The sequence below is a fragment of the Komagataeibacter rhaeticus genome (assembly GCF_003207855.1).
Lineage (GTDB): Bacteria > Pseudomonadota > Alphaproteobacteria > Acetobacterales > Acetobacteraceae > Komagataeibacter > Komagataeibacter rhaeticus.
The window spans coordinates 136,816-160,317 of sequence record NZ_NKTZ01000006.1 but is presented as its reverse complement, the minus strand read 5'-3'; the positions used below and the strand labels follow the sequence as shown (position 1 = coordinate 160,317).

Here is a 23,502-nt window from a genome sequence, read left to right as displayed (position 1 = left end):
ACGCCTTCCCGATGCGGCCCATATCCCCGCAAGAGGGGGTATGGGCGGGTTCAGCAATGTCATCGGGTGTTGAGACACGGGCGGGCGGTAGGCCGCCCGCGCGTGGTGATGTCAGGCGGCAAGCCCCCCGTCGGTGGTCAGTGCCGAGCCAGTGATGAAGCTGGCCTGCGGGCTGGCCAGGAATGACACCACGGATGCAATGTCGCCAACCTGTCCATATTCCTTGTGGCACATGAAGCTGCGCAGCAGGTCGGCACCGGGGCCGGTGGCGGGGTTCATGTCGGTATCGATCGGGCCGGGCTGGACCACGTTGATGGTGATGCCGCGCGGGCCAAGATCGCGCGCCGCCCCGCGCGCGAAGCCGTTCAGCGCCGATTTGGAAGCGGAATAGAGCGAAATGCCGGGGAAGGGCGAGCGGTCGGCAAAGGTGGACCCGATCAGGATGATCCGCCCGCCCTGCGCCATGTGGCGTGCGGCCTCGATGGTCTCGATCATCACGGCGCGCACGTTCAGCCCCAGCACCGCATCGACCTGCGCATCGGTCATCTCGGTCACGTCGCCATGGGGGTAGACGCCGGCATTGCACACCAGCGCGTCAATCCGGCCCATTTCGCTTACCACGCGCCGGATGGCGGCGCGGTTGCCGCTGCCTTCGCCATCGCAGCGGATGGCCAGGCCCCGGCGGCCCAGCGCGCGGACCGCCTCCAGCGTCTGTTCGGCCGCCTTTTCATTGCGGGCATAGGAAATGGCAATGTCAAAACCGTCTTTTGCCAGTGTCTTGGCAATGGCGGCGCCAATGCCCCGGCTGCCGCCGGTTATGTAGGCCACGCGTTGGGTCATGGTCTTTTCCTCCATTCTGATTATCCCCTTTCCCCTACAGCACCTCGGGGGCAGGGGAAAGGATGCGGATGTGTACCTTGGGGGTTGATCGCGCCCGCAGGGTTGTCTATAGCCTGCCTGTTCGCGCGTCCGGGCCTGTAGGGCATGCCCGGCCGCAATGGAGTGTCCCGGCTTTACCCGCAAGGGGGCAGGGGACACACGCACCAGACAGACAGGAGAAGCAAATGCCCAAGATGAAGACCAAGTCATCGGTCAAGAAGCGGTTCAAGATCACCGCCACCGGCAAGGTGCTGGCGGGTCCGGGCAACAAGCGCCACGGGCTGATCAACCGCTCGCAGAAGATGAAGCGCACGAACCGTGGTTCGCAGGTGCTGACGGAAATGGACGGCCGCACTGTAAAGCAGTGGGCCCCCTACGGTCTGGCATAAGGAGCACCTGAGACATGGCACGTGTGAAACGCGGCGTAACCACCCACGCCCGCCACAAGAAGGTTCTCGAACTCTCCAAGGGGTTCCGGGGCCGTTCCTCCACCAATTACCGCATTGCGCTGGAACGTCTGGAAAAGTCGCTTCAGTATGCGTACCGTGACCGCCGGAACAAGAAGCGCGAATTCCGCGCCCTGTGGATCCAGCGCATCAACGCGGCGGTGCGTGAGCATGGCCTGACCTACAGCCGTTTCATCAACGGTCTGGACAAGGCTGGCATCGAGATCGACCGCAAGGTCCTTGCCGCCATTGCCTATGACGATGCGGCGACCTTCGCTGAAATCGTGAAGAAGGCCCAGGCCGCCCTGGCCTGATCCCTGTCCCACGCCCGCGTGGCGACAGGTCCACGAAACGGGTCGTCCCATCGGGCGGCCCGTTTTGTTTTTTATGCAAGGCCCGTGCCGTATCCGCCAGCGGCCACGGGCACAATTCCATGCGCCGGGTCTGGCCCGCCGGTAGATACCCCTTTGCCAGCCCGCCCGACGTGAGCCTGTGCGAGGTGCTATGAGTGACGATCTCGAAACCCTGAGGGAACAGACAGTTCAGGCACTCGCTGCCGCGACCGACCAGCGCGCGTGGGACGCGGTGCGCGTGGCCACGCTGGGCAAATCGGGCACGCTGACCGCACTTCTCAAGCAGCTTGGCCGCATGACACCGGATGAGCGGCGCACGCGTGGCGCCGCGCTCAACCGGCTGCGTGATGAACTTTCCCGTCTGATCGATGCGCGCGGGCAGGAACTGGAAGCCGCCGCCCTGAACGCCCGCCTTGCGGCCGAGCGGGTGGACGTGACACTGCCCTGCGCCCCGGCCCCCGAGGGGCTGCTGCATCCCATTACCCGCACGATCGAGGAAATGGCCGCCATTTTCGGTTCCATGGGCTTCACCATAGCCGAAGGCCCGGATATCGAGAGCGACTGGCACAACTTCTCGGCGCTGAACACGCCCGCCCACCATCCCGCCCGCACGGACCAGGATACCTTCTACCTGCCAGCCGTGGCCGAGGGCCAGCCCGAGCGCGTGCTGCGCACCCAGACATCGGGCGTGCAGATCCGCACCATGCTGGGCCATGAACCCCCCATCCGCATCATCGCCCCCGGCCGCACCTACCGCGCGGACCATGATGCCACCCATTCCCCCATGTTCCATCAGTGCGAGGGGCTGGTGATTGATCGTGGCATCACGCTGGGCCATCTCAAGGGCTGCCTGTCGGATTTCCTGCGCGCGTTCTTCCAGATGCCGGACCTGCCGGTGCGGTTCCGGGCGTCGTATTTCCCGTTTACCGAACCCTCGATGGAAATCGATATCGGCTGGTCACGCAAAACGGGGCAGATCGGCACCGGCGGTGACTGGCTGGAAGTGCTGGGGGCGGGCATGGTTCACCCCCGCGTGCTGGCCAATTGCGGGCTGGATGCCCGGCAGTGGCAGGGCTTTGCCTTCGGCATGGGCATCGAGCGGCTGACCATGCTGCGCCACGGCATTCCCGACCTGCGCTCGTTCTATGAAAGCGATGTCCGCTGGCTGCGCCATTACGGCACCAGCCCCCTGTCTCCCGCCCTGCTGCACGAAGGTCTGTGATCGATGAAGTTCTCCCTGTCCTGGCTGCGCGAACATCTTGAGACCACGGCAACGCTGGACGAGATTACCGCTACCCTGAACACCATCGGGCTTGAGGTGGAAGGGGTGGAAAACCCGGCGGCAGCACTTGCCGCCTTCCGCACCGCACGCATCATCGAAGCCACCCAGCACCCCAATGCCGACCGGCTGCGCGTCTGCCAGGTTGATGCGGGGGAGGGGTTCGGGCGCGTGCAGGTCGTGTGCGGTGCGCCCAATGCGCGCACCGGGCTGCATGTGATCTTTGCCCCGCCCGGCACCTTCATCCCGGCCAGCGGCATCACCATCAAGGCGGGCAAGCTGCGGGGCGAGACCAGCGGCGGCATGCTGTGCTCGCTGCGTGAACTGGGCATTGGCGAGGAAGACAGCGGCATAGCCGAACTGCCCGAAGGCACCGCGACGGGGCAGTCCTACCCGCTGTTCGCCGGGCTGGATGATCCGGTCATCGACATTGCCATCACCCCCAACCGGGGCGATGCGCTGGCCGTGCGCGGCATTGCGCGTGACCTTGCGGCGGCGGGACTGGGCACGCTCCGGCCCTGGCGGCCCGGGACGGTGGAAAGCCGGTTCGAGTCCCCCATCACATGGCGCATCACCTATCCCGAAGCCTGCCCATGGGTGCTGGGGCGCGCCATAAGGGGTGTCCGGAACGGTCCCAGCCCGGACTGGCTGAAGCGCCGGCTGGAATCCATCGGCCTGCGCCCGGTCTCGGCACTGGTGGATATCACCAATTTCTTCACCTTCGACCTGGGGCGTCCGCTGCATGTGTTCGATGCGGACAGGATCATGGGTGGAGAACTGACCATCTGCCGTGGCGCGGGCGAGACCTTCACGGCGCTGGATGGCAGCGAGCATGTCATGACCCCCGATGACTGCGTGATTGCCGACGGGCGCGGTGTGCAGTCGCTGGCCGGGATCATGGGCGGGGCCGGAAGCGGTGTGAGCGATACGACAACCACCGTATTCGTGGAATGCGCGCTGTTCGACCCGGTGGCGATCGCGCTGGCGGGGCGACGGCACAACCTGCATTCCGATGCCCGCCAGCGCTTCGAGCGCGGGGTGGATCAGGCCCTGCCGCCCGCGGCACTTGAGGCCGTGACGCGTATGATCCTTGACCTGTGCGGCGGTGAGGCGGGCAGCGTGGTCTCGGCCGGGGCCGAGCCTGCGTGGCAGCGCCAGGCGCATCTGGACTTCGCCCGCCTGGAGACGATCGGCGGCCTGGTGGAAGAACCCGACCATGCCGTGCACCTGCTGGAGGGGCTGGGCTTCACGGTGCGTGAATGTGATGCCTGCCATGTGGTGGTGGACGTGCCGCCGTGGCGCAATGACATCGCAACTCCCATGCTGCTGGACCAGCAGGCCGACCTGCCGCCCGCGCGCGCCCAGACTGCGGCGGAAGGGGCCGTGGCCCTTGACCCGGAAGTGGACCTGATCGAGGAAGTGCTGCGCCTGCGCGGGCTGGACAGCGTACCCGCCGTGTCGCTGCCGGTGGGCAATGCCGTGCCACTGCCCGCCTTCACGCCGCGCCAGAGCCGGATTGCCAGCCTGCGCCGCCAGCTTGCGGCGGGTGGCCTGCTGGAGACGGTGGGCTTCTCGTTCGTGGCCATGGAGCAGGCCGCCGAATTTGGCGAGACCCCGCCGGAACTGCACCTGCTCAACCCGATTGCGGCCGATCTGGACCAGATGCGCCCGACACCGCTGGTCAACCTGCTGGCGGCGGTGCGGGGCAATGTCGCGCGCGGTTATCCCGATCTGGGCCTGTTCGAGGTCGGGCCGGCCTTTGGCCCGGAGGGTCAGGTGCTGGTGGCCGCGGGCATCCGCAGTGGCCATTCGCCGCGCCTGCCGGGCCAGGCGGCACGGCCGGTGGACCTGTGGCAGGTCAAGGCCGATGCGCTGTCGGCCCTTGCCGCCGCAGGTGCGGCCATGGAGGGGTTAAGCATGACCCCCGATGCGCCCGCCTTCTACCATCCGGGCCGTTCCGGCGTGATCCGGCAGGGACCGAAGCTGGTGCTGGGGCATTTTGGCCAGCTGCATCCGGCCCTGCTGGCCACGCGCGGCATTGACGTGCCGGTCTGCGCGTTCATGCTGTATCCCGATGCGGTGCCTGAGCCCAAGCGCAAGCGCAAAGCCCCCCCGGCACTGTCCGCCTTCCAGCCGCTCCGGCGTGATTTCGCCTTTGTGGTGGCGGCGGATGTTCCGGCGGAAAAACTGCTGCGGGCCGTCAGGGGTGCGGAACGCAACCTGATTGTCGCGGCAAACCTGTTTGACGTTTATGAAGGTGACAAGATCCCGGCGGGGCACAGGTCGCTGGGTGTGGAGATAACCCTTCAGCCGATGGACGGGACCCTGACCGATGCGGAAATCGAAGCCGTTTGTGAACGGGTGCTGGCCGCCGCGCAGAAAAGCTGCAATGCGGTCCTGCGGGGCTGAACCCGCCATGCGTGCGCCATCTCCGCGGCAGGTGCGCCATGGTTTGGGGGCGGGGCTTGCGGTCTTGCTGGGGCTGCTGGGCGCGCGGGCCCATGCCACGGAAATCACGGGGGCGGGGTCCAGCTTTGGCGCGCCGATCTATGGGGCGTGGGGGGCTGCTGTCGCGCGCGCGACCGACATCCGCCTGAATTACCAGACCATCGGCTCTGGCGCCGGGCAGAACCAGGTCAAGGCCCGCACGGTCGATTTTGGCGCGTCCGATGCCCCGATGAGTGCGGCCCAGTTGGCGCAGAACGGGCTGATCCAGTTTCCCACCGTGCTGGGGGCGATTGTCGCGGTGGTGAACCTGCCCGGTGTGGATGCGGGCCATCTGCATCTGACCGGCGAATTGCTGGCGCGGCTCTATGCCGGTGACATCACGATGTGGAACGACCCTGCCATCGTGGCCGAAAATCCCGGCATGGCCCTGCCCGCCATTCCGGTGGCCCCCGTACGCCGGGCGGATGGATCGGGCACCACGTTCGTGTTCACCTCCTACCTTGCCCGTGTCTCGCCCCGCTGGGCGAAGGAGCAGGGGAGCGGCACTTCCATCGAATGGCCGGTGGGTGAGGGCGCGCGTGGCAATGACGGGATAGCCGCCGCCGTGCGCAATACCGAGGGCAGCATAGGCTATGTGGAATATGCCTATGCCGCCGGCAACCACATGCCGATTGTCGAACTGCGCAACCGGCATGGGGATATGGTCGCGGCCGATCCGGAAAGCTTCCGCCACGCCGTGGCCACCGCGCACTGGGCACAGGACGCAACCCATGCGGGGGACGTGCTGGATGGCGAGGGTGTGGGCGCATGGCCGATCATGGCCGCGACCTACGCGCTGCTGCCGCAGGATAAGGCCGATACGCCCCGGGGCCGTGCCGTGCGGGCCTTCTTTGACTGGAGCATGCAAAATGGGGGCGAGGCGGCCCTTGCCCTGCATTATGTGCCGCTGCCCGATGACATCCGTGCCACCATACGCGGCCTGCTCAGATAGGAAACGGTAAAGGTTTCCGGATGCCGCCTTTTTTGCAAGAAGGCGACGTTCCTGAAGCGTTCTGAAAAAAGCGCCATCAGAAATTTTTCATGTATTTGCGCTGCCGGGGCCGACGCGATAAGCCGGTCAGGCATGACCGGACCTTCATCTTCCCCTCCGCCCGCCGCAACGGATGCGTCCCCCTCCGGCCCGACCATATGGATCATGGCGGGCGAGGCCAGTGGCGATGTGCTGGGCAGCCGCCTCATGGCGGCCCTGCGCGCGCGCTGTCCGGGCGTGCGCTTTGCCGGTATTGGCGGTGAGCGCATGCAGGGGCAGGGGCTGCACTCGCTCTTCCCGCTGCGTGATCTTGCGGTCATGGGACTGATGGAGGTACTGCCCCGCCTGCGCCACCTGTCGCGCAGGCTGGACCAGGCGGTGGCGGATGTTACGGCGCGCCGGCCCGATCTGGTCATTACCATCGACAGTCCGGGCTTTACCCTGCGCCTGCTGCGGCGGATCGCGCCGCTGTCCATTCCGCGCCTGCATTATGTAGCCCCGCAGGTCTGGGCATGGCGCGAGCACAGGGTGCGCGAATTTCCCGGCCTGTGGGAGCGCATGCTATGCCTGCTGCCGTTTGAGCCGGAATTCTTTGCCCGCCATGGGCTGGAGGCGCGTTTTGTCGGCCACCCCGTGCTCCAGTCCGGTGCGGATGCGGGGTCGGGTGCGGCCTTCCGCACACGGTACGGCATTGCGGCGGACGCGCCGGTGCTGGTGCTCATGCCCGGCAGCCGCCGCTCCGAAGCGCCCCGCCTGCTGCCGGTCCTTGGCCGGATGCTGGCCCTCCTGCGGCGGCGCGTACCGGGTATCGTGCCGGTGGTGCCCGTCTCCCCCGTCATTGCCGGTATCGTGCGCGCGGGTGTGGCGAAATGGCCGGTCCGGCCCATTATCGTGACGGACGTGGATGACAAGCACGATGCCTTTGCCGCAGCCGATGCGGCGCTGACCAAATCGGGCACGTCCACGCTGGAACTGGCCATGGCGGGCGTGCCCATGGCGGTGACCTACCGTGTCAACCCGCTTACGGCCGCCATGGCGCGGCGGCTGATCCGGGTGCCGTATGTGGCCATGGTCAACCTGCTGTGCGGGCACAGGCTGGTGCCCGAACTGCTGCAGGAGCGCTGCACGCCCGAACTGCTGGCGGCCACCGTGGAACGCCTGCTGCGCGACCCGGCCAGCCGTGCCCTGCAGCGCGCCGGGTTCGGCCATATCCGCACGATCCTGCGCGGGCCGGGGGGGGACCCCGCCGGCGCGGCGGCGGACGAAATCATGGACCTGCTGGGGGCGGTTACTGTGCGCGCCCGTTCGGTGTAGCCCGCACGGCGGGGGAAACGGGCGTGCTCTGGTCATCGCCTGGTGTGGCGGGTGCGGATGCGCCCGGCGGCAGCGGCTCGTTTTCCGATATCAGGGCATGGAGTTCCGTGCGCAGCATGAAAATGCCCATGATGACGGTGCCCAGCACGGTAATCCCGATCCAGACCAGCTTGCCGATCTGCTCATCGCGTTCTTCCCGGCTACCGGGAGCGGGTTTGTCAGGCTTTGCCATAAAGGGCCTCCGCTGAAACCAGGGGTTGCGTGATTTCCACGATTCCTTCGGGGCGCAGGGCATTGTAGAAGCAGCTGCGCCGGCCGGTGTGGCAGGCCACGCCCTTCTGGTCCACCAGCAGCAGCACGGCATCACGGTCGCAGTCCAGCCGCGCGTCGACCAGGGTCTGCACCTGCCCCGATGTCTCGCCCTTGCGCCACAGGCCGTTGCGGCTGCGGGAATAGTAGCACACGCGGCCCGTGCGCAGGGTTTCGTCCAGTGCCTCGGCGTTCATCCATGCCAGCATCAGCACCTCTCCGGTGTCATGCTGCTGGGCGATGGCGGTGATCAGGCCATCGGCGTTGAAGCGGACCCTGTCCAGCATGCTGGCGCGGACGGCCGGGTCGGGCGGTGTATAGGGCATCTGTCTTGACCTTGCATAAAAACCGGGCTGGCCCATGGGCAGGCGCCTGCCTGCCGCGTTGACGAAGGGCCGGCCGTCAGTGAAGTCCCGTGCCGGAAATCATTTCTTATCCGGCAGGGTGAACCATTGCGGCACTTTTACGTGCAGCGCGTGCCCTCCCGCCACCAGATCCGTATCATGGATATGCTCGTTACGGATCATCGCCATGCCGGCGCTATCGCGTGAGGACCGCATCTCGCCCACTGCCGTATCGCCCGACATGACCGGCGTGCCCGGCGGGGGTAGTTCCCGTCCGGCCATGACGGGCAGCAGGTGGCGGCGCACCAGCCCACGATAGCGGGTGCGCGCGGTCAGTTCCTGACCCATGTAGCAGCCCTTGGTCCACGATATGCCGTTCAGCTGGTCGAAATTGGCTTCCAGCAGCAGGGTCCTGTCACTTTCGCAGTCACGCGCGCCGTCCGGCAGGCCCAGGGCCAGGCGGTGGCGGTCATAATCCACGTCATCGGCCGATGCGTCGGGGGCAGGGTGGCCCAGCAGGACCCGCCATCCCGCATCCGGCAGGCGCGGGTCGGGGGCGGCGGGGTAGCCTGCGGGTGGCGTGAAGCCATCGCCCCATGCGGCATGCACGGCGTAGCCGGTCTCGCCAATCTCGACCTGCGCGCGCAGGCGGTAGCGCGACAGGCGCTGGCGCAGCATGTCGGCCTGCGCGCGGTCGCAGTCCACCAGCAGGCGCACGCCTTCGGGGTCGGCAAGGACGAAGAAATCCGCCAGCCACTTGCCCTGGGCCGACAGGAAGGCGGTCCATACGGCGTGGCCGGGGGCAACGGTGGTCATGTCATTCGACACCAGCCCCTGCAGGAAGGAGACACGGTCCGCCCCCGAAACAGCGAGCACGGCGCGATCAGGAAGATGAGCAATTCTGGCCATATGCGCAATCTGGCCATGCCCGCGCCCGCAGGCAAGGGCAAAGAGAGGTTGGCACGCAGGCAAAATCTGACTAGCACCCGTGCATGCACATCCTGTTCATCACTTCCACCCGGCTGGGGGATGCCATCCTGTCCACAGGGCTGCTGGATACGCTGCTGCACCGCTACCCGCGGGCCGATTTCACCATTGCCTGCGGGCCGGTGGCCGCCGGCCTGTTCGCGCACATGCCGCGCCGCGTGCGTACCATAGAAATGGTCAAGCGCCCGCGTGACATGCACTGGGTGGACCTGTGGCGGCAGTGCCGGGAAACCAGATGGGACCTGTGCGTGGACCTGCGCGGTTCGATCGTAAGTTACTTCCTGCGCGTGGGCAGGCGTCACATCATGCGCGGTGGCCGCAGAGAAGGGCGGCGCATCACCCATATCGGCAACCTGCTGGACCTTGATCCCGCCCCCATGCCGGTGACGTGGACCAGTGCCGGGGAACGCGCCCGCGCCGCCGCCGTGCTGCCCGATGACGGGTCACGCTGGATTGCCCTTGGCCCCACGGCCAACTGGGATGGCAAGATCTGGCCGGCAGACCGTTTTGTCACGGTTTTCAACACCCTGCGCGCAGCGGACCCGGCCATGCGTCCCGTCATCCTGTACGGACCCGGCGAGGCCGAGCGCGCCCGCGCGCGGACGGTGCTGGCGCAGCTGCCCGATGCGCTGGATACGGGGGGGGCGCTTTCCGTCACGCAGGTGGCGGCCCTGCTGGCGCGGTGCACGCTGTTCATTGGCAATGATTCCGGGCTCATGCACCTGGCCGCCGCCACGGGCATTCCCACCGTGGGGCTGTTCGGGCGCAGCAAGGCTTCGGAATACGCGCCCGCAGGCCCGTGGGCGCGCGTGGTCATGGCGCCCGGCCCGGTGGGCAATGCCCCGATGGAGGGGCTGGATGTGGCCAATGTCGTGACCACCGCGCGCTGCCTGCTGGCAGACCGGGAAAGAGCGAAGCGGTGAAAGACCCGAACTTTTTGCATTTCCGTCCCGCTTGTGGCTGGCGGTGGAAAACGGGCCGGTCTATGTGAACGGACTGGTCCGGGTGCACAAAGGTCATGGCCACCCCTATATGGCGGTTTGCCGTGCCGGTCCGGGCCGGATATGCTGGGGCCGACAATCACGACGCGCGGGGTGTGACGCACCGCGCAAGCGAGCAGGGAACGACAGGAACGTGGCTGACGACATCTTCACGGAAGTCGATGAGGAAATCCGTGCCGAACGCATAAGGGCACTGGCGCGGCGCTATCTTGTTGTCGCCGGTGTCGTGGTGGCGGGTATCTGTATCGGGGCCGGGGGATGGCAGTATTCCCTCTCCCGCGCGCACAGGGCGGATGCGGCGGTCTCGGCGGCGTATTTCACCGCCATGGCCGATGCCGCGCGTGCGCCGGACGCGCCGGCTACCGGCGTAACCCCGCTGACCACAAGACAGAAAACCGGCCTGGCGGAACTGCAGGCGCTGGATGCGAAGGCCCGCCCCCCGCTGCGCATCCTGGCGCGGATGGAGCGTGCTGCCCTGCTGGCGGGCAGTGGCGACCTGCCCGGTGCCCTTGCACTATGGGATGGCGTGGCGCAGGAAAAGGCGGTTGACCCGACCATTGCGGCCCTGGCCAGCCTGCTGTGGGTCCAGCACCAGATTGACAGCGGTGATCCCGCCACCCTGCGCTCCCGCCTTGCGGTGCTGGATGGCACGGGCCAGCCCTGGCGTGGCCAGGCGATCGAGGCCGAGGCCCTGCTTGACCTGCGCACCGGGAAGGACACCGATGCGCGCGCACGCTTCACGCGCCTGGCCATGGACATGGGCGTGGGTGACGGCGTGCGCAACCGCGCCGAAGCCATGCTCCAGACGATGGGGGGCGACGCAGGTGGCTGACCCGACCCCCGGCACCCCCATGCCCACAGACAGGAAAACCATGAAACCAGTCCTGAGCCGCCGTCACGCGCTTCTTGGTGCGGGGGCGGCGCTGCTGCCGGCCCTGGCCGCCTGTTCCAGTGGCCCGAAGAAGAAGCCGCTGCTGATCGGCCACCGTTCCGACGTGCTGCATACCGTGGCCGGCCTGACGGTGGACCCGGACGAGACGCAGGCCGTAAGCGTGCCCGCGCCCACGGCGGTGAACGCATGGCCGCAATCGGGCATCACGCCCGACCACAGGGCGGTGGACATTGCCTGGCGTGGCAGCATGAACCATCTGTGGACGCATGATATTGGCGCAGGCAATTCGGAGCCGGAATTCCTGTTCTACGTCGCCCTTGGCGATAGCGGGCGTGGCGTGATCCAGGCGACACCGGTGGTGCAGAACGGCCGCATTTTCGTGGCGGATGCGCAGGGTGTGATCCGGGCCTATCGCTGGCCCGCCATGCACAAGCTGTGGGAATACAACCCCAAGCCGCGCAAGATGCTGTCCAGCAATCTTGGCGGTGGCCTGAGCGTGGATGGGGACACGCTTTACGTCGTGGACGGGATCGGGCAGGCGCTGGCGCTTGATGCCGCGACCGGCAAGCTGAAATGGCGCGTCAACATCCAGACACCCGGCCGTTCCGCCCCCACCATTGCCAATGGCCGCCTGTTCTTCGGCACGATCAACGAGCACCTGTACTGCCTGGATGCCGGGAACGGCAACATATTGTGGACCTATGCCGCGACCAGCGCCGATACGGTGATATACGGCCAGCCCGCCCCGGCCGTGGCCGATGGCGTGGTACTGGCGGGATTCGGGTCGGGTGACTTGGTGGCGCTGCGTGCCGAAGGTGGCGAGGTGGTCTGGGCCGATACGCTGGGCAGCACCAATGGCCAGCAGGCACTGATCGATTTTTCCTGTGTGCATGGCATGCCGGTCATTGTTGACGGCACGGCCTATGCCATAAGCACCGGCTCGGTCCTGGTCGCGATTGACATGCGTTCGGGCCGCAGGCTGTGGGAGCGCGGCATTTCGGGCCAGAACACGCCGCTGGTGAGCGGGGACTGGATATTCCTGCTGTCCATGGATGAACAGCTGGCCTGCATTGACCGGCTTTCGGGCCATGTGCGCTGGATCACGCAGTTGCGCCAGTACGAGAATTCCGACAAGCAGAAGCGGGGCATCGTATGGAACGGCCCCATCCTGGCGGGTGGCAAGCTGGTGTGCATCTCCAGCTTCAAGGACAACGGCGTGGTGATTGTCGATCCGGCCCAGGGGCACATAGAATCGCTGCACACATTGCCATCGGAAGTGACGACAGCACCGATCGTGGTCGATAATACGCTGTTGCTCATGGATAATAAGGGCTATCTTCTGGCCTATAGCTAAAAAGAAAGTTGCCGCAGTGAGTTCATCTTTTCCATCCGCGCCAGTGGATGCGCTGCCGGTTGTCGTGATCGCGGGCAGGCCGAATGTCGGCAAGTCGACCATTTTCAACCGGCTTGTCGGGCGCAGGCAGGCGCTTGTGGCCGATACGCCGGGTGTCACCCGCGACCGCAAGGAAGGCCAGGCCACGGTGCGTGGCCGCAATATCCGCATCATCGACACGGCGGGGCTGGAGGAAGCGGCCCCCGACACGCTGTACGGGCGGATGCGGGCATCTTCCGAATCGGCGGTGGCGCATGCGGACCTTGTGCTGTTCTGCATTGACGCGCGCAGCGGCATTACGCCCGCTGACCAGCATTTCGCCAACTGGCTGCGCCGGCAGGGCCGCCCGGTCCTGCTGATCGCCAACAAGGCGGAGGGCAGGCAGGGGGCTGCGGCTGCGATGGAGGCGTTCTCGCTCGGGCTGGGCGCGCCGCTGGCCATCTCCGCCGAGCATGGGGAAGGGGTGGCCGACCTGATGGCGGAGATCGTGGACCGCCTGCCGCCCACCGATGCGCCGCCGGTCCAGAAGAATACCCGCCGCCTGCGCCGTGAGCAGGCCGAGGCGGCGGAAGGCGAGGAAGAGGATGTCCGCCCCCCCGGCCCGCTGCGCCTGGCCATTGTGGGGCGGCCCAACGCGGGCAAGTCCACGCTGCTCAATCGCCTGCTGGGCGAGGAGCGGATGATTACCGGCCCCGAGCCGGGGCTTACGCGCGATTCCATTGCCGTCATGCTCAGTGATGACGAAGGCCCGATCCAGCTGGTCGATACGGCGGGGCTGCGTCGCAAGGCCCGTATTGACGAGACACTGGAGAAGATGTCCGTCTCCGCCTCCATCGAGGCGCTGAAGATGGCGGAAGTCGTCATTCTGGTGCTGGATGCAACATTGGGCGTGCATGAGCAGGACCTTCAGATCGCCCGCCTGATCGAGCGTGAGGGCCGGTGCTGCGTGCTGGCGCTGAACAAGTGGGATGCGGTGGAGGACCGGGCAGATACCCGCCAGGCCATCCGTGACCGGATCGAGATGTCACTGGCCCAGATGCGTGGCATTCCGGTCGTGGCGTTCTCGGCGCTGACGGGGGCGGGCATCAACAAGCTGCTGCCGACCGTGCGGCGGGCGTATGAGGTCTGGAACCGCCGCGTGGCCACCGGCGCGCTCAACCGCTGGTTCGAGATGATGATCGAGCGCCATCCGCCACCGCTGGTTGATGGACGCCGGCTCAAGCTGCGCTACATCACGCAGGCCAAGTCCCGGCCGCCCACCTTCATCGTGTTCGGCACCCGTACCGACCAGTTGCCCGAGGATTACCAGCGTTATCTGGTCAATGGCCTGCGCGAGACGTTCGACCTGCCCGGCACGCCCATCCGCCTGCTGCTGCGCGCGTCCAGCAACCCTTACGCAAAAAGCTGAGGCATAGCGGCCACCATGCACGATGCGCGCCCTGACCGGAATCGACCCGCCGCCCGTGGCCCCGCCATAGGCAGGGATGATGCCGGCAGGGCGAAGGATGCAGGATGGCCATAACCCGCACCGATGCCCTGCTGATTATTGACATGCAGGTTGACTTCCTGCCCGGTGGCGCGCTGGCCGTGCCGGGGGCGGACGCGCTTGTGCCGCTGATAAACCGGCTAGGCCGGCTGCCTTTTGGCGCAGTGGTGGCAAGCCAGGACTGGCACCCGGCGGATCATGTTTCCTTTGCCACACGGGGCGGCCCGTGGCCCGTGCACTGCGTGGCGGGCAGCCGGGGGGCCGATCTTGCGCCCGGCCTTGAACAGGATACGATCGGTGTGCTGCTGCGCAAGGGGCTGGACCCCGCCATCGACAGCTATTCCGCCTTTGCCGATAATGCCGGGCAGCATCGTACCGGACTGGCGGCCCTGCTGAAGGAGCGGGGGATCACGCGCGTTTTCGTGGCAGGTGTCGCGCTGGATTACTGTGTGACCCATACCGCGCGCGATGCACGGCAGGCCGGGTTTGACACCATGGTGCTGCATGATGCCTGCCGTGCCGTGGCACAGGCCCCCCACGCCATACTGGCGGCACTGGACGCGGAGGGGATCGGCCATGTCGCCAGTACGGAACTGCTGGCGCAGCGTACGGCCTGAAAGACCGGAAAGAAGCTTTTGGTGAAGCTTTTTTCAGGAAGCTTCAGCAAAACACCGCTTTTTTGAAAAAAGGCAGCACCCGGAAACGTTCATTCCCTTTGCCTACCCGACAAACAGCGACAGCAGCAGCGCAAAACCCAGACCCAGCACGGCAATCAGCGTCTCGATAACCGACCATGTCTTGATGGTCTGGCCAACGGACAGGCCAAGATATTCCTTGATCTGCCAGAAGCCCGCATCATTGAGCGGCCCGAGTGCCACCGACCCGGCCCCCGTCACGATCACCATGAGTTCGGGCGATGCGCCATGCGTGCGCAGCAGGATCGGGCCCACAATGCCCGCCGCCGTGCTCATGGCCACCGTGGCAGACCCGGTGGCCACCCGCACCACCACCGCCAGCAGCCATGCCAGTACCAGCAGCGGCACATGCGCGCCCACCGCCAGGTCGGTAATGGCGGATGACACGCCACTATCCACCAGTTCCTGCCCAAAGCCGCCGCCCGCGCCCACCAGCAGCATGATCAGCGCGGTCGGGGCCAGGCAGTCATTGGTGAATTTGAGGATCGTCTCCCGGCTGAACCCGCGTGACAGGCCAAAGACCTGGAAGGACAGCAGGGTGGCCAGTGCGAGCGCGATATCGGTATTGCCAATGAAATGCAGCGCGTTGCTGAGCGGTGTACGGGGTGCGGCCACCATATCCGCAACCGATCCCACCAGCATCAGCACGACGGGGGAGAGGATGGTCAGCACCGTAATGACAAAACCCGGCATGTTCTGCGGCGGCTCGTGCTGGACGAACTGCGCTTCCAGCGCCGATGGCTGGACCGGCCCGATCCGGCCCGCGATGAAGCGTGCGTAGACCGGCCCGGCCAGGGCGGCCACCGGCGTGCCGATCACGATGCCCCACAGGATCGTCCGCCCGATATCGGCATGATAGGCCGACAGGGCAAGCAGGGTGGCCGGATGCGGCGGGATCATGGCATGGGTGACTGACAGCGCCGCCCCCATGGGCAGCGCCAGCAGCAAAAGCGGGGTATTGGTCCGCCGCGCCAGCGTGAAGGCCAGCGGTATGAGCAGCACGAACCCGACTTCAAAGAAAACCGGCAGCCCCACCAGCAGCCCGATCACCATCATGGCCCAGCTTACGCGCTTCCTGCCGGTCAGGTTGGTGATGGTCAGCGCGATCCGGTCGGCCCCGCCCGATTCCGCCAGCATCTTGCCCAGCATGGTGCCCAGCGCGATGACGGTGGCCACATGCCCCAGTACCCGTCCCGCCCCGGCCTCGAACGAGGCGATGGCCTTCTGCGGCGGCATGCCCGCCCCCAGCGCAAGCGCCAGCGACACCGCGAACAGCACGATGAACGGGTTGATCCGGAAGCGGGCGATCAGCACCACGACAGAGACAATGGCCAGCGTGGCAAGGGAGAGGGCAAACAGGGATGACATCACGGTTTCTGTAATAAATTCATGGCCCATACAGGCCGGTGGCAGTGGGAGATGTCAACGCATGAAGCTATTTTTTGCGTAATATCCGAACAAAATTACTTCATTTCCGGTCATGATATTACAAAAAAGCCCGGACCATCCCCTCTCGCCGGGTTCTACCCAACGCTGCTATCATGGCTTTTTTGCGCATGGGCAGGAGCCGCTTCGTGATCATCCACACGCATGAGACCGCCGATATCCCCACACCATCTGGCATGATGCGGATGCATGTTTTCCGCCCGGCGGTGGCGGGGCGTTTTCCCGGTATCGTACTCTTTTCCGAGATCTATCAGGTCACGGCCCCCATCCGCCGGCTGGCGGCCATGATGGCGGGGCAGGGCCATGTGGTGTGCGTGCCCGAGGTCTATCATGAATACGAACCGGCGGGCACGGTGCTGGCCTATGACAAGCCGGGCACGGACCGGGGCAATTTCCTGAAATTCGAGAAGCCGCTGGGGGGATATGATGGCGATGCCCGCGCGGCGCTGGACTGGCTGGCGGCAAGCCCCCACTGCACCGGCGCGCTGGCCACGATGGGGGTGTGCCTGGGCGGGCATCTGGCATTCCGCGCGGCGCTGGACCCACGGGTGAAAGGGACGGTGTGCTTCTACGCCACCGATATCCATTCCCGCACGCTGGGGCAGGGCAGGCAGGATGACACGCTGGCCCGCGTGGGGGAATTGCGTGGTGAGGCGCTGATGGTCTGGGGCAGGCAGGACCCGCATGTGCCCTTTGCCGGGCGGCAGATGATCCGCGAGGCGCTGGAGGCGGCGCAGTGCACTTATGAGTGGCACGAATTCAATGCCCAGCACGCCTTCCTGCGCGATGAAGGGCATCGGTTCGACGCGGCCCTGTTCCTTCAGTGCATGGACCTGACCCGTAATTTTCTGGGCCGGGTCCTGCACATCAGCGCGTAAGGAGACCCGCCAGCAGGGTGAGCGCTATGGCAAGCCCGGTTTCGCGGTTGAAGCGGAACAGGCGCAGGCAGCCTGCCGGGTCGCGTTCATCCAGCCTGCTGACCTGCCAGCCCAGCAGCGCGGCGGGCAGGGGCAGCAGGTACCAGAAGCCCGCGCCCGTACGGGCCAGCAGGCCCGCCACCCCCAGCCCGAGCAGGGTCAGTGCGTAGCACGCCCCCACGAACAGCCGCGCATGGCCTGCCATGAGGCGGGAGGTGGAGCGCACGCCAATGCGGGCGTCATCCTCCATGTCCTGAAAGCCGTAGATCGTATCGAACCCCAGCTGCCAGACAATGGTGGCCGCATACAGCGCGCACAGCGCCGCATCGACCCGGTCCGCCGCCGCCGCGTAACCCAGCGGGGCGCCAAAGCCGAAGGTGAACCCCATGACCAGCTGCGGCCACCACGTCACCCGCTTGGCCAGCGGATACAGCCCCACCAGGATCAGCGAGGACGCCCCCAGTATCTGCGACAGGGGATTGAGGTTCATCAGGATATTGAACCCGACCAGCAGCAGGGCGGCCAGGAACAGCGCCGCCTCCCGCATCGACAGCGCACCCGAGGCCAGCGGACGGCCTGCCGTGCGGGCAACCTGGCGGTCGATGTCACGGTCCCACATGTCATTGACCACGCAGCCCGCGCCCCGCATCACCACGCTGCCGATGCCGAACAGCACGATCAGGAACAGGCGCTGGCGGGCGGGCACATGGTCAGGCAGCAGGATGCCCCATATACCGGGCAGGAACAGCAGCCACGTGCCAATGGGCCGGTCCAGCCGCGCCAGCAGCGCATAGGGCCGCAGGCGGGGGGGCAGGCGGCCGATCCAGCCATCGGCCCGGATGTCCGTATGGGGTACAGGCTGGTCCATGCCGCAACTCCTTGGCGTGAATGCATGCCGCCCGCAGGGCCGCCTTTGCCGGTGACGGCGCGCCCCGTGGCTGCTAATGGCGAACAGATGGGCCGGAAGGCCCCGCCGGGTCAAGACCGGCCACGGCCATGCAAGACAGCGAAAGGTTACCACCAGGCATGAGGGACTGCCCGCGACTGTTCATCCCGCCCGACACCACCGCGCCCATGGTTGCGGGGGGCATGCTCGAACTGGAACCGGGGCAGGCCCATTACCTGGGCGCGGTGCTGCGCCAGCAGGCCGGCGGGGAAGTGGCGGTTTTCAATGCGCGTGACGGGCAGTGGCAGGGCGTGATCGACCACCTGCGCCGTGAGCGCTGCCAGATCCGGCTGGTGGAGCGGACTCGCGCGCCCGAGGCAACGGTGGGACTGGGCCTGCTGTTTGCCCCCCTCAAGCGCGATGCGACGGAAACGGTCATCCGCATGGGCACCGAACTGGGGGTGACGCGTTTCTGTCCCGTGGTGACCGAGCGCACGAACACCCACCGCCTTAACGCCGCCCGGCTGGAAAGCATTGCCCGTGAAGCCGCCGAACAGTGCGAACGGCTGGACGTACCCGGCATCGACCCGCTGGTGCCGCTGGTCACCCTGCTGGCGCAGTGGCCCGAAGGGATCAGCCTGTTCGCGGCCCTTGAGCGCAGCATGCCCCGGCCCATGGCCGCTCCGGCACAGGCGGGGGACTGTGTCCTGATCGGGCCGGAAGGCGGCTTTTCCGCGCGCGAGCAGGACATGCTGCGCGCGCGCGCGTTCGTGCGCCCCGTCTCGCTGGGAAGCCTGGTGCTGCGGGCGGATACCGCCGCCGCCGCCGCCCTGGCTCTTGTCGGGGCTGGCCTCAAGGCCGTATGTGATGCAGGTTCGTAAATCATTCCGTTTTCATCCGGCATGCGCGCTCCGCCTGTCGCCGGCATCAATCTGAATTCTGACTGTCATGAGGATACTGCCCCCGCCATGTCGAATCCCGGCGCGCATAATTCAAACGTAATCGAATCTTTCGACCAGATGGTCGGCATACTGGCCGCGGGCGCACGCCCCCGGTCGGAATGGCGGATCGGCACGGAACATGAAAAATTCGGCTTCGTGAAGCCCGATGCCGCAGGCCCCGGGCGCAGGGCATGGTCATCGCCCCCCTATGCCCCGCGCGGGATCGAGGCGCTGCTGCGTGACCTGGCGGCCGAGCACGGTGGCACGCGGTGGGAGGAGATCATTGACCGTGGCGCCCTGATCGGCCTGAAGGGCCGGGCGGATGCAAAAGGCAGTTCCATATCGCTGGAACCGGGCGGGCAGTTCGAGCTTTCCGGCGCGCCGCTGGCCAGCCTGCACCAGACCGAGGCGGAAATGGCGCAGCATTTCAGCGCCATCCGCCCCGGCTGTGCCGAACTGGGGCTGGGCTTCGCCCCGCTGGGCTTCCACCCCACCGCCACGCGCGCCGATATTCCGTGGATGCCCAAGAGCCGCTACGCCATCATGCGCAACTACATGCCCAGGGTGGGCGCGCTGGGGCTGGACATGATGCTGCGCACCTGTACCGTGCAGGTGAACCTGGATTTCGGGTCGGAAGCGGATATGGCGCGCAAGATGCGCGTCTCCCTTGCGCTGCAGCCGGTGGCGACGGCGCTGTTCGCGTCCTCGCCGTTCTATGAGGGCAAGCCCAACGGCTTCCTGTCCAACCGCGCGCGTGTCTGGACCGATACCGACAATGCGCGCGCGGGCATGCCGCTGTTTTTCATGCGCGATGGCTTCAGCTTCGCCCGCTATGTGGACTGGCTGCTGGACGTGCCGATGTATTTCATCATGCACAACGGCGAGATGGTGGACGTGGCGGGCTGTTCCTTCCGCGCATGGCTGGACGGGACGGACCTGCCCGGCCTGCCGGGCGTGCGCCCCACCATAGGGGATTTCGAGGACCATCTGACCACGGCCTTCCCTGATGTGCGTCTCAAGCAGTTCCTTGAAATGCGCGGCGCCGATGCGGGTTCACCCGCCATGATGCTGGCCCAGTCCGCACTCTGGACCGGAATCCTGTATGACGACGCGACGTTGCATGCTGCCGAGGCCCTGGTGCAGGAGCACGCATGGGAGGAATACGTCGCCCTGCGCGCCGCCGTTCCCCGCACCGGGCTGGAGACGCCATGGGCGGGCGGAACGTTGCGCGGGCTTGCCGCGCGCATGATCGAACTGGCGACCGATGGCCTGCGTGCCCGTGCCCTGCGTGACGGCGCCGGACATGACGAGACCCGTTATCTTGCCCCGCTGCATGAAATCGCCGCAGGCGGCCCGACCCAGGCCGAAGCGTGGCTTGCCGCCTATCATGGCCGCTGGCAGGGTGATGTGACCCGTATCTTTGCCGAAGCTGCCGTATAACCAGCTGTTTTAAAGGAACAGAAATTTTTGGATGTCGTCTTTTTGCAAAAAGGCGACATTTCCCGGAGCTGTTTGAAAAAAGCTTGACCTCGAACGTCCTGATGCGTGCCCGAATGTTTTTTGGGCTGACTTTTCAGGCAGCGTTCAGGGACCGGCATGGGGCAGGGGTCATGGTTGCCGCCTGTCCTGCCCGTGGGAATGTGCGACAGGACATGTAATCGAGAAGCATAATCATTTTCGATGGAATACTTTACGAATACAATTGAGAATTATTTGTAGTTATACAATATTCTTGAGGTCATGAAAGAATTTATGCATAGACTGCGCAATGCGTAAATTCTCTTCCCTGTCCGATCAGGAAATACTCGCGCTCGCCATCTCCAACGAGGAGGAAGACGGCCGCATCTATTCCGATTTTGCCTATGCGCTGCGGGAAAACTACCCCGATACATCAAAAATATTCACGGACATGTCGGTGGAGGAAGATGGCCATCGCCGCGACCTGATTGACCTGTATGCACAGCGTTTCGGCCCGCATATCCCGCTTATCCGCAGGCAGGACATTGCCGATTTCATTGTGCGCAAACCGGCGTGGCAGGTACAGACGCTGGGGATAGAAGCCGTACGCCAGCATGCCCGGCAGATGGAGATGGACGCCGCCCGCTTCTATCGCCAGGCCGCCCTGCGCACGACAGACGCCACGACCCGCAAACTGCTGGGCGACCTGGCCCATGCCGAGGACCAGCACGAACAGGCCGCCAACGCCATACAGGATAACCGCCTGCCCGCCAGCAAGCGCGAGGGGGAGGACGAGGATGCCCGCCGCCGCTTCGTGCTGCAGGTGATCCAGCCCGGGCTGGTGGGGCTTATGGACGGATCGGTTTCCACACTGGCGCCGGTCTTCGCGGCCGCCTTTGCCACCCATCTGCCGTGGAACGCCTTCCTGGTGGGCATGGCGGCATCGGTCGGGGCCGGGATTTCCATGGGCTTTGCCGAGGCATTGTCCGATGATGGCAAGCTGTCGGGCCGTGGGGCGCCGCTGCTGCGCGGGGTGATATGCGGGCTCATGACCACGGCGGGGGGCATCGGGCATACGCTGCCGTTCCTGATCGATGATTTTACCGCCGCGATGGTGGCCGCCATGGTGGTGGTGGTGATCGAACTGTTCGTGATTTCATGGATACGGTGGCGGTATCAGGATACGCCGTTCGGCTCTGCCGTGGTGCAGATCGTGCTTGGCGGGCTGCTGGTGTTTGCCGCGGGCGTGCTGATTGGCAGTTCCTGAACCGCCTGCCTTGATATTGGCGGCATGATGGGGCACCAGTGGGGGCGGTACTGTCAGCAGGAAACGCCCCGTATCATGAGATTTCCCTCCCTTCTTGCCCTCTGTGGCCTGTCCTGCCTGCTGGCTGGTGGCGTGATGCCGCCTGTGGCTCATGCGCAGGAGCAGATGGCTGTTGGCGCTTCCGATCAGGACCATGCGCTGCTGGAGCAGGTGGAGCACCACCTTGATGCGATCAGCCAGCTCAAGGCCCGCTTCCGCCAGACCGCGCCGGATGGCAAGCAAAGCACCGGCACCGCCTGGATCGACCGGGCGAATCGTCGCATGCGCTTCCAGTATGATCCGCCCAGCCCGCTTCTGCTGGTGGCCAATCATGATCAGGTCGTGTTCAATGACAGCCAGCTTGACCAGACCACCACCATGCCCATGGAAAAGACGCCGCTTGGCCTGCTGCTGCGCCCGCATCTCCAGCTATCGGGGGATGTGACGGTAACCGGCCTGTCGCATGATGGCCATACGCTCAACATCACGCTTGTGCGCACCGATTCCCCCGGTGATGGCAGCATGACGCTGGTCTTCCATGACAGTCCGCTACGGCTGCGCGGCTGGATCATTCAGGATGCCCAGCAGGAAACCACCCGTGTTGACCTGCTCGACATCACCACCAGCGGTGGTGTGCCGCCGGATTCGCTATTCAATACCGACCTGCCCGAACACTAGGCGCCGGCTCTGGCGGCCTGTTCAGGATTCATCGCGCGCCAGTTCCAGCGCGCGGGCATAGACGGTGCGGCGCGGCAGGCTGGTAATGCCCGCCACCAGGGCCGCCGCGTCCTTGACCGACAGGGTGCGCAACGCTGTGCGGAGCTGGCTGTCCAGATCGGTGGCCGTGCTGTCATCTTCCAGCGGTGGGCCGACCACCACGGTAATCTCGCCGCGTGCCGGGTGTTCGCCGTAATGGGCGGCAAGGTCGGCCAGCGTGCCGCGCCGCACTTCCTCAAAGCGTTTGGTCAGTTCCCGCGCCACGGCGGCCGGGCGTGCAGGCCCCAGTACAGCAGCCAGCGTTGCCAGCATCTCGGCCAGCCGGTGCGGGGCTTCATGCCAGATCAGGGTGGCGGCAAGGCCCGCGCATTCGGCCGCGTGCAACCGCGCCAGTACTTCGCGCCGTGCTGCCTCACGCGGCGGCAGGAAGCCCGAGAACAGGAACGGATGCGGTGGCAGGCCCGACAGTGTCAGCGCCATGATGGCGGCATTCGGCCCCGGTATGGCACTGACCCGCGCCCCTTCGGCCACGACCGCGCGCACCAGCCGGTAACCGGGATCGGACATGAGTGGCGTGCCCGCATCCGATATCACGGCAATGCGCTGTCCCGCCGCCAGGGCGTGGAGCAGGGCGGGGATCTGGCGGTCCTCGTTATGGTCATGCAGCGGGCGGGTTTTCGTGTGGATGCCGTATTCACGCAGCAGGCGCGCGCTGGTGCGTGTGTCCTCGCACAGGATCAGGTCGCTTGCCTGCAGCGTTTCAATCGCGCGGCGGCTGATATCGGCCAGATTGCCGATGGGGGTTGCGACAAGGACCAGTTCCCCATCCTGATGCACAACCGCGGCGGCATCCGGCGCGTTCCCTGCATGACGGAGGGGCAATTCTCCGCTATGAACCGTATCATGGGAACTATCCGCCGGATATTCCGTGGCATGTTGAGACTTTGAAGGCGAGGAAGATGAGGCGTCAGACAT

Annotated in this window: 23 protein-coding genes; 16 read left to right on the top strand and 7 right to left on the bottom strand. The window is 66.0% G+C overall.

The annotated features are described in order from the left end of the window. Window positions 1–111: 111 nt before the first annotated feature. Window positions 112–840: an SDR family NAD(P)-dependent oxidoreductase gene (locus CFR78_RS08775; RefSeq protein ID WP_034928397.1), complete on the bottom strand. Its 729-nt coding sequence runs from the start codon at window positions 838–840 to the stop codon at window positions 112–114. Window positions 841–1,064: 224 nt separating this feature from the next. Between CFR78_RS08775 and rpmI the strand changes: the two genes are divergently transcribed. From rpmI to lpxB, 6 genes are all read left to right on the top strand, one after another. Then, window positions 1,065–1,268, top strand: a complete 204-nt coding sequence (gene rpmI, locus CFR78_RS08770) for a 50S ribosomal protein L35 (protein WP_007400447.1) — start codon at window positions 1,065–1,067, stop codon at window positions 1,266–1,268. A 14-nt stretch (window positions 1,269–1,282) separates the two neighbouring features. Further along, window positions 1,283–1,639 (top strand): 50S ribosomal protein L20, encoded by a 357-nt coding sequence (rplT, locus tag CFR78_RS08765; RefSeq protein ID WP_010513542.1) that lies wholly within the window; start codon window positions 1,283–1,285, stop codon window positions 1,637–1,639. Window positions 1,640–1,829: 190 nt separating this feature from the next. Beyond that, entirely contained in the window at window positions 1,830–2,900 is a 1,071-nt protein-coding gene (pheS, locus tag CFR78_RS08760) for a phenylalanine--tRNA ligase subunit alpha (protein WP_034928160.1), read from the top strand. A gap of 3 nt (window positions 2,901–2,903) precedes the next feature. Continuing rightward, the gene (gene pheT, locus CFR78_RS08755; protein ID WP_034928162.1) at window positions 2,904–5,366 is read left to right on the top strand and encodes a phenylalanine--tRNA ligase subunit beta; all 2,463 of its coding nucleotides are present in this window, start codon (window positions 2,904–2,906) and stop codon (window positions 5,364–5,366) included. Between the two features lie 7 nt (window positions 5,367–5,373). Further along, window positions 5,374–6,396 (top strand): phosphate ABC transporter substrate-binding protein PstS, encoded by a 1,023-nt coding sequence (gene pstS, locus CFR78_RS08750; protein WP_034928401.1) that lies wholly within the window; start codon window positions 5,374–5,376, stop codon window positions 6,394–6,396. Between the two features lie 132 nt (window positions 6,397–6,528). Further along, entirely contained in the window at window positions 6,529–7,749 is a 1,221-nt protein-coding gene (gene lpxB / locus CFR78_RS08745) for a lipid-A-disaccharide synthase (protein WP_051672016.1), read from the top strand. On the opposite strand, the gene CFR78_RS08740 is transcribed toward lpxB, so the two are convergent. From CFR78_RS08740 to ygfZ, 3 genes are all read right to left on the bottom strand, one after another. Beyond that, window positions 7,724–7,981, bottom strand: a complete 258-nt coding sequence (locus CFR78_RS08740; RefSeq protein WP_050800814.1) for a hypothetical protein — start codon at window positions 7,979–7,981, stop codon at window positions 7,724–7,726. The genes lpxB and CFR78_RS08740 overlap by 26 nt on opposite strands. After that, window positions 7,968–8,384: a phosphoribosyl-AMP cyclohydrolase gene (gene hisI / locus CFR78_RS08735; protein WP_007400453.1), complete on the bottom strand. Its 417-nt coding sequence runs from the start codon at window positions 8,382–8,384 to the stop codon at window positions 7,968–7,970. Before hisI ends, CFR78_RS08740 begins: the two co-directional genes overlap by 14 nt. 99 nt (window positions 8,385–8,483) lie before the next feature. Beyond that, on the bottom strand, window positions 8,484–9,311 hold the full coding sequence (gene ygfZ / locus CFR78_RS08730; RefSeq protein WP_034928166.1) for a CAF17-like 4Fe-4S cluster assembly/insertion protein YgfZ: 828 nt from the start codon (window positions 9,309–9,311) through the stop codon (window positions 8,484–8,486). An 83-nt stretch (window positions 9,312–9,394) separates the two neighbouring features. Between ygfZ and CFR78_RS08725 the strand changes: the two genes are divergently transcribed. The 5 genes from CFR78_RS08725 (at window position 9,395) to CFR78_RS08705 (ending at window position 14,778) form a co-directional block, all read left to right on the top strand. Beyond that, window positions 9,395–10,312, top strand: a complete 918-nt coding sequence (locus CFR78_RS08725) for a glycosyltransferase family 9 protein (RefSeq protein ID WP_034928169.1) — start codon at window positions 9,395–9,397, stop codon at window positions 10,310–10,312. A gap of 211 nt (window positions 10,313–10,523) precedes the next feature. Further along, on the top strand, window positions 10,524–11,222 hold the full coding sequence (locus CFR78_RS08720; RefSeq protein WP_034928172.1) for a hypothetical protein: 699 nt from the start codon (window positions 10,524–10,526) through the stop codon (window positions 11,220–11,222). Window positions 11,223–11,262: 40 nt separating this feature from the next. Continuing rightward, entirely contained in the window at window positions 11,263–12,636 is a 1,374-nt protein-coding gene (locus CFR78_RS08715) for an outer membrane protein assembly factor BamB family protein (RefSeq protein ID WP_034928175.1), read from the top strand. A gap of 16 nt (window positions 12,637–12,652) precedes the next feature. Then, the gene (gene der, locus CFR78_RS08710) at window positions 12,653–14,083 is read left to right on the top strand and encodes a ribosome biogenesis GTPase Der (RefSeq protein WP_034928178.1); all 1,431 of its coding nucleotides are present in this window, start codon (window positions 12,653–12,655) and stop codon (window positions 14,081–14,083) included. A gap of 104 nt (window positions 14,084–14,187) precedes the next feature. Further along, a complete protein-coding gene (locus CFR78_RS08705; RefSeq protein WP_034928181.1) occupies window positions 14,188–14,778 on the top strand; it encodes an isochorismatase family protein in 591 nt (196 codons plus the stop codon). Window positions 14,779–14,880: 102 nt separating this feature from the next. On the opposite strand, the gene CFR78_RS08700 is transcribed toward CFR78_RS08705, so the two are convergent. Beyond that, on the bottom strand, window positions 14,881–16,224 hold the full coding sequence (locus tag CFR78_RS08700) for a GntT/GntP/DsdX family permease (RefSeq protein WP_034928407.1): 1,344 nt from the start codon (window positions 16,222–16,224) through the stop codon (window positions 14,881–14,883). Window positions 16,225–16,430: 206 nt separating this feature from the next. Between CFR78_RS08700 and CFR78_RS08695 the strand changes: the two genes are divergently transcribed. Next, complete coding sequence (locus CFR78_RS08695; protein WP_034928410.1) at window positions 16,431–17,180, top strand: dienelactone hydrolase family protein; 750 nt, start codon at window positions 16,431–16,433, stop codon at window positions 17,178–17,180. Here the strand turns inward: CFR78_RS08695 and ubiA are convergent. Then, entirely contained in the window at window positions 17,170–18,087 is a 918-nt protein-coding gene (ubiA, locus tag CFR78_RS08690; RefSeq protein ID WP_034928184.1) for a 4-hydroxybenzoate octaprenyltransferase, read from the bottom strand. The genes CFR78_RS08695 and ubiA overlap by 11 nt on opposite strands. A gap of 158 nt (window positions 18,088–18,245) precedes the next feature. Here ubiA and CFR78_RS08685 point away from each other — a divergent pair, with 158 nt between their 5' ends. The 4 genes from CFR78_RS08685 (at window position 18,246) to CFR78_RS08670 (ending at window position 22,488) form a co-directional block, all read left to right on the top strand. Further along, entirely contained in the window at window positions 18,246–18,986 is a 741-nt protein-coding gene (locus CFR78_RS08685; RefSeq protein WP_034928187.1) for a 16S rRNA (uracil(1498)-N(3))-methyltransferase, read from the top strand. Window positions 18,987–19,073: 87 nt separating this feature from the next. Next, window positions 19,074–20,486 (top strand): glutamate--cysteine ligase, encoded by a 1,413-nt coding sequence (locus CFR78_RS08680; protein WP_034928190.1) that lies wholly within the window; start codon window positions 19,074–19,076, stop codon window positions 20,484–20,486. A 328-nt stretch (window positions 20,487–20,814) separates the two neighbouring features. Continuing rightward, window positions 20,815–21,771, top strand: a complete 957-nt coding sequence (gene mbfA / locus CFR78_RS08675) for an iron exporter MbfA (RefSeq protein WP_007400469.1) — start codon at window positions 20,815–20,817, stop codon at window positions 21,769–21,771. 75 nt (window positions 21,772–21,846) lie between these two features. Beyond that, window positions 21,847–22,488: a LolA family protein gene (locus tag CFR78_RS08670; protein WP_034928195.1), complete on the top strand. Its 642-nt coding sequence runs from the start codon at window positions 21,847–21,849 to the stop codon at window positions 22,486–22,488. Window positions 22,489–22,509: 21 nt separating this feature from the next. On the opposite strand, the gene rsmI is transcribed toward CFR78_RS08670, so the two are convergent. Next, window positions 22,510–23,502, bottom strand: coding sequence for a 16S rRNA (cytidine(1402)-2'-O)-methyltransferase (rsmI, locus tag CFR78_RS08665; protein WP_240471329.1), 993 nt, complete (start codon window positions 23,500–23,502; stop codon window positions 22,510–22,512).

Excerpts from the sequence above, each read along its gene's own strand:
- ubiA (WP_034928184.1), bottom strand. The coding sequence starts at position 18,087 with ATGGACCAGCCTGTACCCCATACGGACATCCGGGCCGATGGCTGGATC.
- CFR78_RS08700 (WP_034928407.1), bottom strand. The coding sequence starts at position 16,224 with ATGTCATCCCTGTTTGCCCTCTCCCTTGCCACGCTGGCCATTGTCTCT.
- CFR78_RS08775 (WP_034928397.1), bottom strand. The coding sequence starts at position 840 with ATGACCCAACGCGTGGCCTACATAACCGGCGGCAGCCGGGGCATTGGC.
- CFR78_RS08705 (WP_034928181.1), top strand. The coding sequence starts at position 14,188 with ATGGCCATAACCCGCACCGATGCCCTGCTGATTATTGACATGCAGGTT.
- pheS (WP_034928160.1), top strand. The coding sequence starts at position 1,830 with ATGAGTGACGATCTCGAAACCCTGAGGGAACAGACAGTTCAGGCACTC.
- rsmI (WP_240471329.1), bottom strand. The coding sequence starts at position 23,502 with ATGTCTGACGCCTCATCTTCCTCGCCTTCAAAGTCTCAACATGCCACG.
- pstS (WP_034928401.1), top strand. The coding sequence starts at position 5,374 with ATGCGTGCGCCATCTCCGCGGCAGGTGCGCCATGGTTTGGGGGCGGGG.
- pheT (WP_034928162.1), top strand. The coding sequence starts at position 2,904 with ATGAAGTTCTCCCTGTCCTGGCTGCGCGAACATCTTGAGACCACGGCA.
- rplT (WP_010513542.1), top strand. The coding sequence starts at position 1,283 with ATGGCACGTGTGAAACGCGGCGTAACCACCCACGCCCGCCACAAGAAG.
- CFR78_RS08685 (WP_034928187.1), top strand. The coding sequence starts at position 18,246 with ATGAGGGACTGCCCGCGACTGTTCATCCCGCCCGACACCACCGCGCCC.
- hisI (WP_007400453.1), bottom strand. The coding sequence starts at position 8,384 with ATGCCCTATACACCGCCCGACCCGGCCGTCCGCGCCAGCATGCTGGAC.
- ygfZ (WP_034928166.1), bottom strand. The coding sequence starts at position 9,311 with ATGGCCAGAATTGCTCATCTTCCTGATCGCGCCGTGCTCGCTGTTTCG.
- CFR78_RS08725 (WP_034928169.1), top strand. The coding sequence starts at position 9,395 with ATGCACATCCTGTTCATCACTTCCACCCGGCTGGGGGATGCCATCCTG.
- CFR78_RS08680 (WP_034928190.1), top strand. The coding sequence starts at position 19,074 with ATGTCGAATCCCGGCGCGCATAATTCAAACGTAATCGAATCTTTCGAC.
- CFR78_RS08670 (WP_034928195.1), top strand. The coding sequence starts at position 21,847 with ATGAGATTTCCCTCCCTTCTTGCCCTCTGTGGCCTGTCCTGCCTGCTG.
- mbfA (WP_007400469.1), top strand. The coding sequence starts at position 20,815 with ATGCGTAAATTCTCTTCCCTGTCCGATCAGGAAATACTCGCGCTCGCC.
- CFR78_RS08740 (WP_050800814.1), bottom strand. The coding sequence starts at position 7,981 with ATGGCAAAGCCTGACAAACCCGCTCCCGGTAGCCGGGAAGAACGCGAT.
- lpxB (WP_051672016.1), top strand. The coding sequence starts at position 6,529 with ATGACCGGACCTTCATCTTCCCCTCCGCCCGCCGCAACGGATGCGTCC.
- CFR78_RS08715 (WP_034928175.1), top strand. The coding sequence starts at position 11,263 with ATGAAACCAGTCCTGAGCCGCCGTCACGCGCTTCTTGGTGCGGGGGCG.
- rpmI (WP_007400447.1), top strand. The coding sequence starts at position 1,065 with ATGCCCAAGATGAAGACCAAGTCATCGGTCAAGAAGCGGTTCAAGATC.